The sequence below is a fragment of the Synechococcus sp. R3-13 genome, assembly GCF_047462195.1.
Lineage (GTDB): Bacteria > Cyanobacteriota > Cyanobacteriia > Thermostichales > Thermostichaceae > Thermostichus.
This window is the reverse complement of sequence record NZ_JANSIO010000034.1, coordinates 1-15,690: the sequence shown is the minus strand read 5'-3', so window position 1 is coordinate 15,690 and position 15,690 is coordinate 1. Positions and strand designations below refer to the sequence as shown.

The following is a 15,690-nucleotide window of genomic DNA, read 5'->3' as shown; positions in this document are numbered from 1 at the left end:
CACGGCGTGGCTATAGCTGGCTTCCGGCCAAAGCCAGGGCTCTAGGGTTGCTGCATCCAGAGCCGGATCCCCCGCGGCAGCCAGGCGAAACTCGTGGGCCAGCAGTGGCGAGAGATCGCTGTATTTCCAATCCTCTTCCCGTGGGGTCGGGATCCCCAGTTCGGCCAATTGGGCGCGGGCCTGCTGCCTAAGGGTGGTGTAGGGATCCTGCCTTTCCGGGATTTGGCCGAGGATGTGCTCCAGGAATAGGCGGCTCTCTGGGGCAAAAGGTTTGGGCAAGGTGGCGCTCATCCCTCTTTCTCCTGCCGAGATGTCGCAGCTGCCGGTTCTTGACCCGACTGAGTTTTGATCCAGTCGTAGCCCCGTTCCTCCAGCTCCAGCGCCAAGGTCTTGTCCCCACTGATGACGATACGACCCCCCTCCATCACATGCACGTAGTCGGGGGTAACATAGTCCAGCAAGCGTTGGTAGTGGGTGATCAAGAGCATGGCATTCTCAGAGCCGGCCAGTCGGTTGATGCCGTGGGCCACAATGCGCAGCGCGTCGATATCCAGACCGGAATCCGTCTCGTCCAAAATGGCCAGCGTGGGCTCCAACACCGCCATTTGCAGGATCTCGTTGCGCTTTTTCTCGCCGCCGGAAAAGCCCTCGTTCACAGAGCGCTCCAAAAAAACGGGATCCATTTTGACAATATCCAACTTTTCCCGTACCAGGTCGTCAAAATCCAGAGCATCCAGTTCCGGCTGATCCCGATATTTCTGGCGAGCGTTGTAGGCGGCGCGCAGGAAATCCAAGTTGCTCACCCCCGGAACCTCGATGGGGTATTGAAACGCCAAGAAGATCCCTGCCCAAGCCCGCTCCTCCGGTTCCATTTCCAGAAGATTCTTGCCCAGATAGAGGATCTCGCCTCCTGTCACCCGGTAGTCGGGGTGGCCAGCCAAGATCTTGGAAAAAGTGCTTTTTCCAGAACCATTGGGGCCCATGATGGCGTGGATTTCTCCGGCGCGAATTTCCAGGCTCAACCCCTTGAGAATGGGGGTGCCGTCGATCTCGGCGCTGAGATCTCGAACGGATAAGATAACAGGGCTGTTTTCGCAGATCATAGCTAGACTCTAGAGTTGCCACTGAAGGGCAGGGATTGGAAGGTTAAGGGATCCCTAAACCAGGTTTGGATTTTGGGCCTAAGGATCCCCTATAGCTCTATTGGGAGTGGCGATTGAGGATATCCCGGATCTCTGTCAGCAAAACCACTTCTGGTGGGGGCAATGTGGGAGGAGATTCTTCCTCCTTTCGCTGTAGGGTGTTGATCGCCTTCACCAGTAAGAAGATGGCAAAAGCGATAATCACAAAATCAAACACAGCTTGCAGAAAGCTACCGTAGTTAATCGTAACTGGGTCTTCAGGACTTCCACCGATTTTCCAGACCAAGTTCTGGAAGCTCACTCCACCAATCATCAAGCCTAAAACTGGAGTAAACAGATCTGCTACAAAAGAAGTCACAATCTTCCCAAAAGCACCTCCAATAACAACGCCAACAGCCAAATCTAAGGCATTGCCCCGGCTGATGAACTTTTTGAACTCCTCCAGAAATGCCCTCATGGGGAACTTCTCCTGCCTAGCCTTACGGTTCAAAACTCCTTGATTATCCCCTCTCCCCCCCTGCATCCATGCGCTGTTTGCAACGTCGCCAAGCCCTTGGGCCGCCTCTGGCTTCAGGGGATCACAGCCCTCTGCCTTGGGAGTTACCTAACCCCTTACCCTTCTCCTGAAAATGGCAGCGCCTGCTCCCACAGCGTGTCAGCGGCCTCGCCCACTTGCTCAGCTTCGCATTGGGAACAATCCCCTAGCCGACGGATCCCTCTAACTTCAGGCTCAGCAATCGATCGGCTTCTACGGCAAACTCCATCGGCAATTGGTTGAACACCTCTCGGCAGAAGCCGCTGATGATCATGGACACGGCATCTTCCATGCCGATCCCGCGCGACTGGAAATAGAACAATTGCTCCTCTCCAATCTTGGAGGTGGAAGCTTCGTGCTCCACTTTGGCGGTGTTGTTTTGCACCTCGATATAGGGGAAGGTGTTGGCGCTGCACTGATCCCCAATCAACATGGAATCGCACTGGGAAAAGTTGCGGGCACCTTCCGCTTTCGGCCCGATTTTGACCAGGCCGCGGTAGCTGTTTTTGGAGTGCCCAGCCGAGATCCCTTTGGAGATAATTTTGCTGCGGGTGTTGCGGCCCACGTGAATCATCTTGGTGCCGGTATCGGCCTGCTGGTAGTTGTTGGTTAGGGCAACCGAGTAAAATTCGCCCACCGAGTTTTCCCCCACCAGCACACAGCTGGGGTACTTCCAGGTGATGGCGGAGCCGGTCTCCACTTGCGTCCAGGAGATCTTGGAGTTTGCCCCCTGACACAGGCCGCGCTTGGTTACAAAGTTGTAAATGCCCCCTTTGCCGTTTTCATCGCCGGCATACCAGTTCTGCACCGTCGAGTACTTGATCTCGGCATTGTCTAGGGCGATCAGCTCCACCACCGCCGCATGCAGTTGGTTGGTGTCGAACATGGGGGCAGTACACCCTTCCAAGTAGCTGACGTAGGATCCCTCGTCGGCAATGATCAGGGTGCGCTCAAACTGGCCCGATTCGCCGTTGTTGATGCGGAAATAGGTGGAAAGCTCCATGGGACAGCGCACCCCTTTGGGCACATAGACAAAGGATCCATCACTGAACACTGCCGAGTTCAGCGCCGCGTAGTAGTTATCAGCAATGGGAACCACACTGCCCAAGTACTTGCGCACCAGCTCCGGATACTCCCGCAGTGCCTCCGACATGGAGCAGAAGATCACGCCTTCCTTGGCCAGCTTTTCCCGGAAGGTGGTGGCCACCGAGACGCTGTCGAAAATGGCATCCACCGCCACATTGGCCAGCCGCTTCTGTTCAGACAAGGGGATCCCCAATTTCTCGAAGGTCTCCAGCAGCACCGGATCCACTTCGTCCAGGCTCTTTTTCTTGGGCTGCACCTTGGGGGCCGAGTAGTAGACAATGTTTTGGTAGTCAATGGGCGGGTAGCTGACGTTGGGCCAGGTGGGCTCGCTCATCTTCAGCCACTGGCGGTAGGCCCGCAGCCGGAACTCTAGCATAAAGTCCGGCTCCCCTTTCTTGGCCCAGATCTGCCGAATCACCTCTTCGTTCAAGCCTTTGCCAATCGACTCAGAGGGGATGTCGGTTACAAAGCCGTACTTGTAGGGCTGGTTGACCAGGGCGCGGACGCTCGTAGACATGGATGGCTCTCGGGTAGTGACAGGGTAGAAACGCGACTAAGACAGATGGCCAAATAAAACAACAGAGTTGTTGTTTAACTGATCCTCAGGTTACTTTAGCAATGATCCCGTTGTCAAAATAGCAGAGAGCTGTGCTGGCAGCGGCAGCCGATTAACCCAGTCTAACCAGGAGGGCGAGGGTGGACAGCACGCGCAAGATCACCGGGCAGGTCGCTCAACCCGCTTCGAGTAAGCAGGCCATCTTGGTCTACCTGCGCAAGGCGGGGCAGGCCAACGCCCAAACGCTGGCAGAGCACCTGCGCATTTCTCCCCAGGCCATCCGCCGCCACCTCAAGGATCTGGAGGCAGAGGGGTTGATCCAACATGTCGCTCAACCCAATGGCCTAGGCCGCCCCCAGCATCTCTATCAGCTCAGCCCCTTGGGAGAAGAGCAGTTCCCCGCCAGCTACGACGAGTTTGCCCTTGGCCTGCTCAACACCCTGGCCGAAACCCTGGGATCCGAACAGATGGGATCCCTTCTCCACCACCAGTGGCAGCGCAAAGCCCGGGAGTATCAGGCCCAACTGGGATCCGGATCCCTACGGGAGCGGCTGGAGCGCTTGGTGCAGTTGCGCCAGGCGGAGGGTTACATGGCGGAGTACTACCCCTATCCTGCCGACCTGACTGTGCCGATGGCAGCAGAGGGATCCGAGCCTTACGTCGAGCAGTATGTGTTGGTTGAGCACAATTGCGCCATTGCTCAGATTGCCCACACCTTTCCCAGCGTCTGCGGCCACGAACTGGAGATGTTTGCTGCCGCCTTGCCCGATTGCCGGGTAGAGCGCATCACCTGGCAGGTGCAGGGAGAACACCCCTGCGGCTACTGGATTGCCAAGCCGGCGGCTCGGTCGACTTAAGACTTCCCCAGGAAACCGGATCCCTGAGGTGTCAAACGAGGTTTTTTCGGGTATAGTTATCTCGTACAGGTTTTAAGTTTGTTCTCCGCATGGTCTGGCGCGCTTCCTTTTTTGGCTACTTTAGCTTTCCCTGGCAACGACCAGGGCAGAAGGGTGGCGCGTAAACAAAGACCTACAGTTTACCCGAGTCAGTCCTGAAGCCCTGAGCCCAGCGCCAGGGCTTTTTTGATGGCTCGACGACCCCATCTACCCACTTGCACGCTGAGGACAGTTCCATGCCCCCTCAAACCGACAATTGCAATATCCAAGAGGTGACTCCCTTGATTGCCCCTGCTGCTGTCAAGGCCAAGCTGCCCCTTACGGAAACGGCAGCCCAGGTGGTGCTCTCCACTCGGCAAGCCATCCGCGACATCATCCACGGACGGGATCTCCATCGCTTGGTGGTGATCGTCGGCCCCTGTTCCATCCACGATCCTGCAGCGGCTCTGGAGTATGCCCATCGCCTCAAGCGGGTGGCCGACCAAACTCGGGAGCACCTGGTGATCGTTATGCGCACGTATTTTGAGAAACCCCGCACCACGGTGGGCTGGAAGGGCCTGATCAACGATCCCCACCTGGATGGTTCGTGCGACATTGCCACCGGCTTGCAACTGGCCCGTTCCATTCTCCTGCAGATCAACGAGCTGGGCCTGGCCTGTGCCACCGAGATGCTGGATCCGGTGACCCCTCAGTACACGGCAGATCTGGTGAGCTGGGCGGCCATTGGCGCCAGAACCATCGAAAGCCAAACTCACCGGGAAATGGCCAGCGGCCTCTCCATGCCTGTGGGCTTCAAAAACGGCACCGACGGGCGGCTGGAAATTGCGCTCAATGCCATTCTCTCCGCCAGCCATCCCCACAGTTTCCTGGGCATCGGCCAAGATGGCATGACGGCTCTGGTGAAAACCACCGGCAACCCGGATCGGCACATCGTGTTGCGGGGGGGAGGGGGCAAGACCAACTACGGCCCGGAAGATGTGGCGCGGGCGGCACTGCTGATGAAGGATCAAGGGATCCCTCGCTCGGTGATGGTGGACTGCTCCCATGACAACTCCCACAAAAATTACCGCAACCAGGGATCCGTCTGTCGAGCGGTGCTACAGCAGTACCAGGCGGGGCAGCGGGCTCTGATGGGGCTGATGCTGGAGAGCAACCTCTACCCGGGCAAGCAAACCTGGCAGGAAGGGGCGCCGCTCCAGTACGGGGTTTCCATCACCGATGGCTGCATCGGCTGGGAAGAGACGGAAGATCTGTTGTGGGAGATGGCAGCGACCGTAGAGGGGAGAGCGTTGGCCCTGAGCCATTAGGGCGGGGGTCGGCTTTCTGAAAAATCCCCCCAAGACCTAAGCAAGGCAACCGAGTTGTGCTCAGCCGGGATTCAGGAGTTAGAAAGGGGTAGGCGGGCAAGGCTAGGATCCGATTGACCCAGTTCCGTCCCCTGTTCCCGAAGCGGGCCGGGTGAGTCAACTTGGAAGCTGTTGATCCCTGAAACCTCTTCTGACCCTGTGGCTACGCTGCAACTGGCTTCTCCGACTTCTGCGGCCTGGATCGACCAGGCCATCCGTCACCTTGACCTCATCTTGTTGGATCACGCCAACTGCGAGAAAAAAGCAGCGGGCAACGCCCTCAGCTTGCTGTTTCGCTACCCGGCTAATGGGCGTTTGGTGGAAACCCTCTCGCCGCTGGCGCGGGAGGAGCTGCAGCATTTTGAGCGGGTGCATCGCCACCTGCAACGGTTGGGGATCCCCATCAAGCCCTTGTCGGCTGCGCCCTATGCCGGTCGTCTGAACCAACACCTGCGCCGCTCCGAGCCGGAGCATCTGTTGGATACCCTGCTGGTGGCAGCCATCATTGAGGCCCGCAGCCACGAGCGCTTGGGCCTGCTCGGGATCCACGCGCCCGACCCAGAGCTGCGGCAGTTTTATCTCTGGCTGGCGGCTGCGGAGGAGCGCCATTGGCAGCTTTACTTGGATTTGGCGTTGGAGCAGTTTCCCGCCGATCAGGTGCAGGAGCGGCTCGATACTCTACTCCAGGTGGAGGCTGAGATCTTGTCTTCCCTTCACCCCGAACCCCGTGTTCACAGCTAGCCCCACTCCGTTTCCCCCCGCGGTGCAGCTCCCATGTTTCAAGCGACGCGGCAGTGGTTGGCCTTCTGGTATACAACGGTTACGGCAGTGTTGCTGCTGTTGTTTGCCGGCAGCTTCTATTGGTACGTGCAGTCAACCCTGATTGAACGGGTGGACGATACCCTTGGCCATGTGGTGGAAATTGTCGAGCGGTCTTTGGTGGTGGATGAGAGCCTCTTGGATCCGCAGCAAGCCCGCCGCAGCTTGGAGGCCAGCTTTCGGGATGATCCCAGCACCCTAGAGGACGATCACATCGACTTGGAGTGGTTCGGCCCTCAAGGAACGCTCATCTGGTCCACGGTGCCCGGCGGGATCCCTGCCCCCCTGTTGACCGAGGGATCCCTGCACACTGCCCGTATCGCCCCTGGGTATTGGCTGCGCCAGTTCACCGAGCCGATTGTGGCCGGTGGGAAGCTGCTGGGCTATCTGCGGGTCAGCCATCCTTGGTTTGAGGTGAGCAAGCCAACGCGACAGTTGATCCGGGATCTTTCCCTGTGGGTGGTGGCCGGTTTGACGAGTGTGGGGGCCATCGGCTGGATGCTCTCCGGCCTGGCCATGCAACCCATCCGGCAGTCTTATCAGCAGCTCAAGCAATTTACCGCCGACGCCTCCCACGAGCTGCGCAGCCCCTTGGCCAGCATTCAAACCGCGGTACAGGTGGCTTTGGCAGATTCCCAATTGGATGCCGACACCCGGCAGCGCTGGCAGATGGTGGAGCGGTTGTGTTTACGGCTGGGTCGCCTGGTGGATGACCTGCTGTTTCTGGCCCGCCACGACAGCGGTATGGTGCCTTTCCAACCCCGTTGCTGTGCGCTGGATGCTCTGCTGCTGCAGGTGGTGGAGGAGCTGCAGGGCCTGGCCAACCAAAAACAGATCCGCTTGAAGCTGGAGATTGCTGCCCCTGAGAGCGGGACGGAACCTTCTCCCACCCAAGTGGATCCCTTCGGTTTTTGGGGAGATGAAGATCAATTGGCCCGCCTGTTCACCAACCTGATTGAAAACGCCCTTCTCCACACTCCCCCGCAAGGAGAGGTGCAGGTGAGGCTGGAACAACGGCTGCGCTCCGGATCCCCAGAGCTGGTGGTGCGGGTACAAGATACCGGGCCAGGGATCCCCCCCCAGGCTCTGCCCCATGTGTTCGATCGCTTTTATCGAGCAGATCCGGCTCGCAGCGGGGATCCCGGTCGCCTCTCAGGGTCAGGTTTGGGGCTGGCAATTGTCAGAAGCATTGCCCAGCAGCATCAAGGTCAAGTGCAGGTGGAGAGCGAGCTGGGCCAGGGATCCAGCTTTGAGGTCATTTTGCCGCAGCGACAGTTGGAAATCTGTACCCCAGAGAGGGTCTGAAAGTGCTCTGGAAAACAGACAGTCCTCAGTCAATATGCTAGCTTTAAGCCAAGATTGACTGAGTCTTTATTCAGAACTGTATTAAGAACCGTATTGGCCCAGTTGAACTGGATTTTTGGGTACTAGAGATCTTTCCTTTCCAGATTTAAGAACTTCTCTTTTTCCCCGATAAAGCGGTAGAGATGGGATTGGATCCCAGGCTCTTGCCCTTCTCAGCCGGCTGCTGAGCTGTTGATTGGGTGATGAGTGAGTGCAGTCCGCCCGCGCAGCCCCACAATTTCCCATTGAATCCTGTGCCAGGAAAACGTTATGTATCGCTTCCAGGTTCGTGCCATCACCCAGCCGGGCGAGAGAATTGCCTTGGTGGGATCCAGCGCAAAATTGGGCTCCTGGGATCCCTGCCATTGCATTTGGCTGCAAACGGATCCGACTCGCTATCCGCTGTGGTGGGTAGAGTTGCCGTTGAGCCCGGCAGATGGCGCGCCCGGCCCGCTGTTACCCTACAGTGGATGTTTAAAAGAAACTCCTCGAGTGGAGTACCGATATCTGCGCGTGCAAGCCGGTGGCGAAGTGATTTGGGAATCCACCGCTGTCAATCGCTGGGTGCCCCTTGAACCAGAACCTTTACCGGCAGTTTTGATTGTCGAGGATGGGGAGTTTGGCCAGATCCCTGCCTATCCTTACGGCTATTTTGCCGATCCCATTCCTGAGAACGCTCCGCGCCGCTTCCGCGACCACCCCCAACTCTTCTCCCAAAGGGACTCTGAGGTGTTCAACTCCAGAAAGCTGATGATCGGACTCGAACCGACGACCTGCTCATTACGAGTGAGCTGCTCTACCAACTGAGCTACATCAGCAACGGTTGATTCGATGGGGGAACCCGCCGCTCCGGAGCAAGCAATCCCAATCTTGATCCTGGGCAGGTTTACTGATCCTAACTCATCCTTGCCTCACTCGGGATCCCCAGCGCCATAGCCCCAAAGATAGCCCCAACGTCAGCCACGCCAGCCAATCCCCCGCGCGATTGTAGAAAGTTGTCTCAGAACGCCGCTTCACTTCTCCCGTGATCACCCCCCGCTGAAAGATGGGGCCAACCTGCTGGAGCCGACCTGAGGGATCCACCACCAGATTGCCGCCTGTGTTATTGACAAACACCACGCCCCGCCGATTTTCCACAGCCCGGAAAACCGAGAGCTGGCCATGCAACATCGGCCAGTGGCTATTACCAAACCAGCTATCATCCGAAATCACGATCAAAGACTCGGCACCGCGACGGGTTAAAGTTCGGCTGGGCGCAGGCAAGACGCTCTCCAAGCAGATCATCACCCCCAAAGGCCCGAAAAGCTCCCCTCCGTCCAGAGGCCGATAGCCATCGGGTGAAGGCACGTAGCGCCCCGACTCGAAATAGGGAAAGATCCACTGCTTGCCAAACCCATCCAGCAAGTTGCCCTGGGCGTCAAACAACAGGGCCGTATTAAAAAATCGCTGCTGCTCTTCCGGCAAATGGGCTGTGCGGGGATCCGGCTCTGTTGCCCCCGTAATCAAAGCGCCTTCCGGTGGCAGAATCGCTTGCATCGGCTCGATCACGTAAGGCTCTAGGCCGGTATTCAGCAGCCGTGCCCGCAGCGCCCCCTCCGGCCAAACCACCAACTGTGCCCCAGCAGCCACCCCCTGGGCAGAAAGCTGATGCAGCTCCCGGTAGCGCTCCAGGCGGTAGTTCCAACTGCGATCGGCTTCCAGCCAAGCCACCTGCTGCACCGCCGCCACCCGAAAGTCAGGATCCCTGTTTTCGACGGCCAAGGCATCGAAGTAGGCCAGGCGTGCGCTTCCATAGGCCAAGACCAGCCCCGTCAACCCCAGGCCGCAGGCGAGCGTACCCCAGAAATCCCTGTTCCTGAGCATCTCACCCAAAACGTTTCTCAGGGATCCCCCAGCCGCCTGCCACCGGCTAGAAATCTGCCTGGCCATCTGCCAAAGAACCCCATTGACGAACACGGCAAAAAAGGTAACCCCCCAGATCCCCGTAACATCGGCTACTTGGATCCCGAGGGGCCAGTCGAACAACAGGGATCCCCAGTGGAAAGGGATGGGCCACCAGAGCAAGCCCAACAGCCCATCCAAGCCTGTCCAGACCGTGGCCAAACCCAGCGGACGTGCCCAAACCGGCAGGGGACGACTCAGTTGCAAACTCAGGAGCGTAGCAGTGGTGAAAAAGAGGGGGATCAGGGGAGCCACCACCACGCCCCCCAGGATCTCCCAGGCGCTCAACACCTTAACCGAGAAGGGATCCACCCAGAAGGCATACAGGCAAACCCAAAACCAGAGGCCATAGGCCAAACGCCACCGCGCCCACCCTTGCCGTTGCTCGCACAGGCCAAACAGCAGGGCTAAGCCCAGCAGCGCCCCCGGAAACCAGTGCCACCAGCGGTTGGGGGACCCCAGACAGAGCAGCAGGATGGCCAAACCCATCAGCCAGCGGGATCCCTCGCCTGGGTTTCTCTTTTGGGGCAGATCCTGCTGTTGAGTTGAAGATTTCAGTTCCGGCTTCATCACCTCAATAAAGTTCAGCCTATTCGGGAAACCCCACCTAATGCCCCAGGATCAACACGTCCTTGCCGGCAGGTCTTTTCCAGAGTAGCGTTTTGCAGCAGCCGGGAATATCTCCTGGAGCACAGAACTCCTACTGCTTGAATCTAAAGCTGTGTTAACATTTTGCATAACTTCAGGGGGCTGGCGCCTTCCGGCTTGGGTTGGGGATCCCGTCAGCGGTGCGTAGCACTATGGGCAAAGTTTTGGTTTTGAATGCCTCCTACGAGCCGCTCAACATCACCAGTTGGCGCAGAGCGGTCGTTCTTTTGCTCAAGGGCAAGGCCGAGCAAATTGAGCACAATGGCCGAGTGGTGTACGGCAACATTCCCTTGCCCACTGTCATTCGTCTGCGCCACTATGTCCACGTTCCCCACAAGGAGATCCCGCTTACGCGCCGCAACGTCCTCTACCGGGATGGGCATCGTTGTCAGTACTGCGGCTGCTTCGGCGAAGATCTCACCCTGGATCACGTGATCCCTCGGTCTCGTGGCGGCGGGGATACTTGGGAAAATGTGGTCAGTGCCTGTGTGCGTTGCAACGTGAAAAAAGGGAACCGCACCCCCCGCGAAGCCGGTATGCCCCTGCTGCGCCAACCCCGCCGTCCCCACAGCACTCTTTACTTTGAAATCTCCAAAGCCGTCGGCAGTGGTTCCCATCGAGAATGGTCTAAGTACACCATCGGCCTAGAAGGGGATCCCCAGGAGGAATTGTTGGACAGCCCAAGCTAGACGGGCCGCCTAGGGATGGACTTCCGATACAGGGGCAGCTTTGGAAATGGGGGGAGAAGTGGTGGCTGGGATCCCGGTCTCGATCCACCGGTGAATCAGGGCATTGACCTCTTCGGGGCGCTCATCGTGGGGGCAGTGGCCAGCCTCCAGGAAGTATTCCACTGCTTGAGGGTAGTGGGCCCGGTACAGCTTAGAGCGTTCCCGAGCCCGCATCCAGGGATCCCGTTCTCCCCAGATCAACAACAGCGGGCGCACCAAGCTGCACAGCAGCTCATCTACATACCGTCCCTTCTGCCCACCTCGCATCAAGGCCACAAACACATCGGCAGCCCCCGGATCCTGGGTGGGGCGATGGATGGCCTCGACCAGCTGATCGGTCACGGCTGCCGGGTCGTAGTAAACCTGCTTCAGCTTGGCTCGGATCACGTGCGGCTGCCGCAAATACTGAAACAGCAGGTAAGACACCAGGCGCTGGCGCAGGCCCCAGCCCACCAATCCGCCTATCCATTGCCGCCATCCGGTCGGGGATCCCTTGAGGGTGGAAAACCCACCTGCCCCATTCAAAAGCACCACGCCCCGCACCCACTCCGGCCACTCCGCCGCAAAACTGAGCACCACATAGCCGCCCAGGGAGTTGCCGATCCCCACCACAGGCCGACGGATTACCTGTTGGCAAAAGTCCCGCAGCTGATCCCGCCAGATTTCGGCGCGGTAGTCCCAGTTGGGCTTGGCGGAGCGACCGAAACCCAGCAAATCGATGGCGTACACCTGGTAGTGTTGAGCCAATTCGGGAATGTTCTTGCGCCAGTGGTCGGTGGAGGCTCCAAAGCCGTGCACCAGAAGCAGAGGCTGCCCCTGCTCACCCTGTTTGACGTAATGAACTGACTGCCCCCGCCAGATCCACTGCGCCGAAATGGGAGTGGCCGATGCCGATGTCGAAGTCATAGGAGTTGCTTGTAAGCCTTTCTTAATTCTAGGTTCTTTGCAGCTACTCCGGGGGGAAGCCCACCCTCTACGGGCAACGTAAGAGCAGGGGGCCTGTTAGACATAACCTCTGCTTTTTAGGCTTTGTATCACCAGGTCAATACATTCGGAGATGCTTTGCTCGGCGGTTTTGCACACCACCTCCGGCTGTTCCGGCGGCTCGTAGGGATCGTCAATACCGGTAAAGTGCTGGATTAAGCCTGCCCGCGCCTTTCGATAGAGGCCCTTCACATCCCGGCGTTCGCACACCTCCAGGGGGGCATCCACAAAGACTTCGATAAAGCTGCCAATATACTGCCGTACCTCCTGCCGTGCTGCCCGATAGGGGGAAATGGCCGACACCAGCACAATCACCCCGTGCCGAGTCAGCATCTCCGCCACAAAGCCGATGCGGCGAATGTTCTCCTCCCGATCCACTTTGCTGAAGCCCAGACCCTTGGTGAGATGTTGCCGCACCACATCTCCGTCGAGCACCTCCACCGGCAGCCCCCAAGCGCGCAACTGCTGGGCCACGCCGCAGCTCAGGGTGGTTTTGCCCGCCCCGCTCAATCCCGTAAACCAGACCGTTACCCCCCGCCGCGACATCTGTCTGTTTGCTTCTGTCTGTTTGCTGTGGATCCCTGAATCTTGGGCCCTGCCAGAATATCATCTCCAAAGCAGGGTGATACACTCGAAACACGGCTTGCGCCAGCCCCAAAGCGCTCCGCGCCGCCAACACGACAACAATCCTTCACCGGCCATGTCCCCCCTGACTTCGCCTCTTGCCAGTGCCCCCTCGGGATCCCCGACAACTGCCGAGCTGTTTGCCGAGCATGTGATGGCCACCTATGGGCGCTATCCCCTGACCTTGGTGCGCGGGCAGGGGTGTCGGGTTTGGGATGAGCAGGGGCGCGAGTACCTGGACTTTGTGGCCGGCATTGCCACCTGTACCCTGGGGCATGCCCACCCGCTGTGGATTCAGGCGCTCACCGAGCAGGCACAACAGTTGCACCATGTTTCCAACCTTTACTACAACCAGCCGCAGGCACAACTGGCCCAATGGCTGACCCAGCACTCCTGTGCCGACAAGGTGTTTTTCTGCAACTCAGGGGCGGAAGCCAATGAGGGAGCCATTAAGCTGGCTCGCAAGTATGCCCACACGGTGCGCGGGATCCAAGATCCGATGATCCTCACCGCCCATGCCAGCTTCCATGGCCGCACCCTGGCCACCATTACCGCCACCGGCCAGCCCAAATACCAAAAAGACTTTGCCCCTCTGGTGCCCGGCTTTGATTACGTTCCCTACAACGACATCGAGGGCACAGCAGCGGTGTTGGAGCGCTGGGGCGAGCGGGTGTGTGCCGTGCTGTTGGAGCCGTTGCAGGGGGAAGGGGGGGTTGTGCCGGGGGATCCCGCCTATTTTCAATGGTTGCGCCGGATCTGCAGCGAGCGGGGCATTCTGCTGATTTTGGATGAGGTGCAGGTGGGCATGGGCCGTACTGGCATGCTGTGGGGCCACTGTAACCTGGGGGTGGAGCCGGATGTGTTCACCTTGGCCAAGGGCCTGGCCGGTGGGATCCCCATCGGGGCCTTGTTGGCGAAAGACTTTTGCGCCGTGTTTCAGCCGGGGGATCACGCCAGCACCTTTGGGGGCAACCCCTTGGCTTGTGCGGTGGGTCTGGCGGTTTGCCGCACGCTGATGTCAGAGAGTTTGGTTTGGAATGCCCAGCAGACGGGGATGTATCTGCGTCAGGGGCTGTCCCGCCTGGCGGAGCAGTTTCCACAGCTCGTTGAGCAAGTGCGGGGCTGGGGCCTGATTCAGGGTTTGGTGGTGCGCATCCCGGCGGCTGAAGCGGTCAAGGCGGCGATGGACTGCGGGCTGTTGTTGGTGCCGGCAGGATCCCAGGTGGTGCGCTTGGTGCCCCCCTTGATCGTCACCCCGGCGGAAATCGACGAGGCTCTGGTGATGTTGGAATCGGCTTTGCAGAGGTTGGCCGCCTCCCTTGGCCATTCCGGGGAAGCCTAGCCTCGCCAAACTTGTCGCAGAAAGGCCTGCAACTGCTGTCGGGCAGAGGGCTCGTGGGGAGCGGGATCCCTTGCCTGCTCCAAAAGGGGCAACACCTCCTCCGCATAGGCCGGGACAAAGCCGGCAGCAGGCCAGAGCAAATCCGAGGTGGCCCGCAGGTTCAAGACTTGGGATCCCTGCCTGAGCAGGAGAGGCCGCACCCAGAGCAGCGGCGGGGTGTCAGAGCCTGCCTCAAGACTGTGGCGAGAAACCTGAATCAGCTCCACATAGAGGGTGGCCTGCGACCCTGGCAGGGCGAGAATGGGACGGGGTGAGGGTGGAGTGCTGCCCACTTCCGCCGAGGCGGGCAAAGGGCGCCCCAGCAGATGCAGGCCCTCAACAGAGTCACACTGGGCGGGCAAACAAGGCAACAGGGTCATGCAATCGTTGACCGGAAACTGTACAGACTGTACTTATCCTAATCGATGGCTTTCTTACGTTTCTTTGGCAGGCGGGTTGGCCGGGGATCCCGTCTTTGCGGGCATTTCGTGAACCCGATTTTGTGGCATGGTGCTAGGTAGCTTTCTGATCAAACTTGAACGGATCCCGCCATGATGCACACTTTTGTCCCGCCCCACCGCTTTTTCCCCTACCTGACCTGGACGGAGATCCAGGCCATGCCCGACAAAGAGAACGTGGTGATCATTCAGCCGGTTGCCTCAATCGAGCAACATGGGCCCCACCTGCCCCTGGTGGTGGATGCCTGCATCGGCACGGCGATCATTGGGCGCGCCATGGAGAAGCTGGAGCCTGAGATCCCGGCCTATGTTTTGCCCACCCAATGCTACGGCAAAGCCAACGAGCACTGGCATTTCCCCGGCACCATTACCCTCTCGGCTCAAACCCTGATGGCGGTGCTGACGGAAGTGGCAGAGAGCATCTACCGAGCTGGGTTTCGCAAGCTGGTATTCCTCAATTCCCACGGCGGCCAGCCACAGGTGCTGGAGATTGTCGCCCGCGATCTTCACCAGAAGTATGAAGATTTCATGCTGTTCCCGGTGTCCGTCTGGCGGGTTCCCCACGAAGGACGAGAGCTGTTTACCGAGAAAGAACGGGAATTGGGCATTCACGCCGGCGATGGGGAGACCAGTATGCTGATGCACCTTTTGCCGGACACGGTGCGAACCGACCGATTGGTCTGCGAATATCCCCACGATCTGCCGGAAAACAGCCTGCTCAGCATGGAAGGGCGGATCCCTTTCGCTTGGGCAACTCGCGACCTCACCCAGAGCGGAGTTTTGGGCGATGCCACTGCCGCCACGCCGGAGAAAGGCAAAGTTTTGGTGGAGTCCATGTCCGATGGCTGGGTGCGGCTGATCCGAGATCTGCACAGGTTCCAGCAGCCCAAGGCTTGGCGCAAAGCCCCGCTGCCGGTCTAGGGATCCAGGCAAAGGTCTGTGGTTCATTGCCCTATAGACCTACGGCCTGCTTTGTGAAAGGCTTTCGCCAAAACTGGCTGGCCATTGAAACCATTAGGATTGAAGAGAAGAGATGAACTCCCCCATCTCATTTTTGCTAAGGGGTGATAGAGCTACGCTTCGCCAGTGCGACCAATGACCCTTTCCTTAAAACCGGCCACCCAACCCATCCTTGAGCGCCACAGCGCCACCTGGCAAGACTACGTGGCCATCCGCGACCATCCCGCTGTGGATTGGCAGAA

Annotated in this window: 14 protein-coding genes, 1 tRNA gene and 2 pseudogenes; 8 read left to right on the top strand and 9 right to left on the bottom strand. The window is 58.9% G+C overall.

Going from position 1 to position 15,690, the window contains the following annotated elements; translation table 11 throughout:
- The 4 genes and pseudogenes from NW856_RS01110 to sufB form a co-directional block, all read right to left on the bottom strand.
- Window positions 1-291 (bottom strand): annotated as a pseudogene (locus tag NW856_RS01110) (Fe-S cluster assembly protein SufD); the annotation flags it as partial.
- A complete protein-coding gene (gene sufC, locus NW856_RS01105; RefSeq protein ID WP_414344180.1) occupies window positions 288-1,103 on the bottom strand; it encodes a Fe-S cluster assembly ATPase SufC in 816 nt (271 codons plus the stop codon). The gene sufC and the pseudogene NW856_RS01110, both read right to left, overlap by 4 nt.
- Before the next feature lie 97 nt (window positions 1,104-1,200).
- Window positions 1,201-1,599, bottom strand: coding sequence for a large-conductance mechanosensitive channel protein MscL (gene mscL, locus NW856_RS01100; RefSeq protein WP_011431004.1), 399 nt, complete (start codon window positions 1,597-1,599; stop codon window positions 1,201-1,203).
- A gap of 244 nt (window positions 1,600-1,843) precedes the next feature.
- On the bottom strand, window positions 1,844-3,280 hold the full coding sequence (sufB, locus tag NW856_RS01095) for a Fe-S cluster assembly protein SufB (protein WP_099883711.1): 1,437 nt from the start codon (window positions 3,278-3,280) through the stop codon (window positions 1,844-1,846).
- A gap of 179 nt (window positions 3,281-3,459) precedes the next feature.
- Between sufB and sufR the strand changes: the two genes are divergently transcribed.
- From sufR to NW856_RS01070, 5 genes and pseudogenes are all read left to right on the top strand, one after another.
- On the top strand, window positions 3,460-4,176 hold the full coding sequence (gene sufR / locus NW856_RS01090; RefSeq protein WP_414382769.1) for an iron-sulfur cluster biosynthesis transcriptional regulator SufR: 717 nt from the start codon (window positions 3,460-3,462) through the stop codon (window positions 4,174-4,176).
- Window positions 4,177-4,451: 275 nt separating this feature from the next.
- The gene (locus NW856_RS01085) at window positions 4,452-5,522 is read left to right on the top strand and encodes a 3-deoxy-7-phosphoheptulonate synthase (RefSeq protein ID WP_414332215.1); all 1,071 of its coding nucleotides are present in this window, start codon (window positions 4,452-4,454) and stop codon (window positions 5,520-5,522) included.
- A gap of 198 nt (window positions 5,523-5,720) precedes the next feature.
- On the top strand, window positions 5,721-6,302 hold the full coding sequence (locus NW856_RS01080) for a tRNA-(ms[2]io[6]A)-hydroxylase (protein WP_414398662.1): 582 nt from the start codon (window positions 5,721-5,723) through the stop codon (window positions 6,300-6,302).
- 33 nt (window positions 6,303-6,335) lie between these two features.
- Window positions 6,336-7,685, top strand: a complete 1,350-nt coding sequence (locus NW856_RS01075) for a sensor histidine kinase (protein ID WP_414398661.1) — start codon at window positions 6,336-6,338, stop codon at window positions 7,683-7,685.
- Between the two features lie 309 nt (window positions 7,686-7,994).
- A pseudogene (locus tag NW856_RS01070) lies at window positions 7,995-8,279 on the top strand (CBM20 domain-containing protein); the annotation flags it as partial.
- 190 nt (window positions 8,280-8,469) lie between these two features.
- Here the strand turns inward: NW856_RS01070 and NW856_RS01065 are convergent.
- Both NW856_RS01065 and NW856_RS01060 read right to left on the bottom strand, forming a co-directional pair.
- Window positions 8,470-8,542 (bottom strand) — tRNA-Thr (locus tag NW856_RS01065).
- 82 nt (window positions 8,543-8,624) lie between these two features.
- Complete coding sequence (locus NW856_RS01060; RefSeq protein ID WP_414398659.1) at window positions 8,625-10,235, bottom strand: nitrilase-related carbon-nitrogen hydrolase; 1,611 nt, start codon at window positions 10,233-10,235, stop codon at window positions 8,625-8,627.
- A gap of 230 nt (window positions 10,236-10,465) precedes the next feature.
- Between NW856_RS01060 and NW856_RS01055 the strand changes: the two genes are divergently transcribed.
- Window positions 10,466-11,002: an HNH endonuclease gene (locus NW856_RS01055; RefSeq protein ID WP_011433030.1), complete on the top strand. Its 537-nt coding sequence runs from the start codon at window positions 10,466-10,468 to the stop codon at window positions 11,000-11,002.
- 9 nt (window positions 11,003-11,011) lie between these two features.
- Here NW856_RS01055 and NW856_RS01050 read toward each other — a convergent pair whose 3' ends face one another.
- Complete coding sequence (locus NW856_RS01050; protein WP_414398657.1) at window positions 11,012-11,947, bottom strand: alpha/beta fold hydrolase; 936 nt, start codon at window positions 11,945-11,947, stop codon at window positions 11,012-11,014.
- A gap of 96 nt (window positions 11,948-12,043) precedes the next feature.
- Window positions 12,044-12,571 carry an adenylyl-sulfate kinase gene (cysC, locus tag NW856_RS01045; RefSeq protein ID WP_414390606.1) on the bottom strand — a complete coding sequence of 176 codons (528 nt, stop codon included), beginning with the start codon at window positions 12,569-12,571 and terminating at the stop codon, window positions 12,044-12,046.
- Window positions 12,572-12,725: 154 nt separating this feature from the next.
- Between cysC and NW856_RS01040 the strand changes: the two genes are divergently transcribed.
- Window positions 12,726-13,991 carry an aspartate aminotransferase family protein gene (locus tag NW856_RS01040; RefSeq protein ID WP_414398666.1) on the top strand — a complete coding sequence of 422 codons (1,266 nt, stop codon included), beginning with the start codon at window positions 12,726-12,728 and terminating at the stop codon, window positions 13,989-13,991.
- On the opposite strand, the gene NW856_RS01035 is transcribed toward NW856_RS01040, so the two are convergent.
- Window positions 13,988-14,410: a hypothetical protein gene (locus tag NW856_RS01035; RefSeq protein ID WP_414398656.1), complete on the bottom strand. Its 423-nt coding sequence runs from the start codon at window positions 14,408-14,410 to the stop codon at window positions 13,988-13,990. The two genes, NW856_RS01040 and NW856_RS01035, sit on opposite strands and share 4 nt — an antisense overlap.
- Window positions 14,411-14,584: 174 nt before the next feature.
- On the opposite strand from NW856_RS01035, the gene NW856_RS01030 reads away from it, so the two are divergent.
- Entirely contained in the window at window positions 14,585-15,409 is an 825-nt protein-coding gene (locus NW856_RS01030; protein WP_414398664.1) for a creatininase family protein, read from the top strand.
- Window positions 15,410-15,690 lie beyond the last annotated feature (281 nt).

Coding starts and splice junctions, on each gene's coding strand:
- sufC (WP_414344180.1), bottom strand. CDS start 1,103: ATGATCTGCGAAAACAGCCCTGTTATCTTATCCGTTCGAGATCTCAGC.
- mscL (WP_011431004.1), bottom strand. CDS start 1,599: ATGAGGGCATTTCTGGAGGAGTTCAAAAAGTTCATCAGCCGGGGCAAT.
- sufB (WP_099883711.1), bottom strand. CDS start 3,280: ATGTCTACGAGCGTCCGCGCCCTGGTCAACCAGCCCTACAAGTACGGC.
- NW856_RS01085 (WP_414332215.1), top strand. CDS start 4,452: ATGCCCCCTCAAACCGACAATTGCAATATCCAAGAGGTGACTCCCTTG.
- NW856_RS01075 (WP_414398661.1), top strand. CDS start 6,336: ATGTTTCAAGCGACGCGGCAGTGGTTGGCCTTCTGGTATACAACGGTT.
- NW856_RS01060 (WP_414398659.1), bottom strand. CDS start 10,235: ATGAAGCCGGAACTGAAATCTTCAACTCAACAGCAGGATCTGCCCCAA.
- NW856_RS01055 (WP_011433030.1), top strand. CDS start 10,466: ATGGGCAAAGTTTTGGTTTTGAATGCCTCCTACGAGCCGCTCAACATC.
- NW856_RS01050 (WP_414398657.1), bottom strand. CDS start 11,947: ATGACTTCGACATCGGCATCGGCCACTCCCATTTCGGCGCAGTGGATC.
- cysC (WP_414390606.1), bottom strand. CDS start 12,571: ATGTCGCGGCGGGGGGTAACGGTCTGGTTTACGGGATTGAGCGGGGCG.
- NW856_RS01040 (WP_414398666.1), top strand. CDS start 12,726: ATGTCCCCCCTGACTTCGCCTCTTGCCAGTGCCCCCTCGGGATCCCCG.
- NW856_RS01035 (WP_414398656.1), bottom strand. CDS start 14,410: ATGACCCTGTTGCCTTGTTTGCCCGCCCAGTGTGACTCTGTTGAGGGC.
- NW856_RS01030 (WP_414398664.1), top strand. CDS start 14,585: ATGCACACTTTTGTCCCGCCCCACCGCTTTTTCCCCTACCTGACCTGG.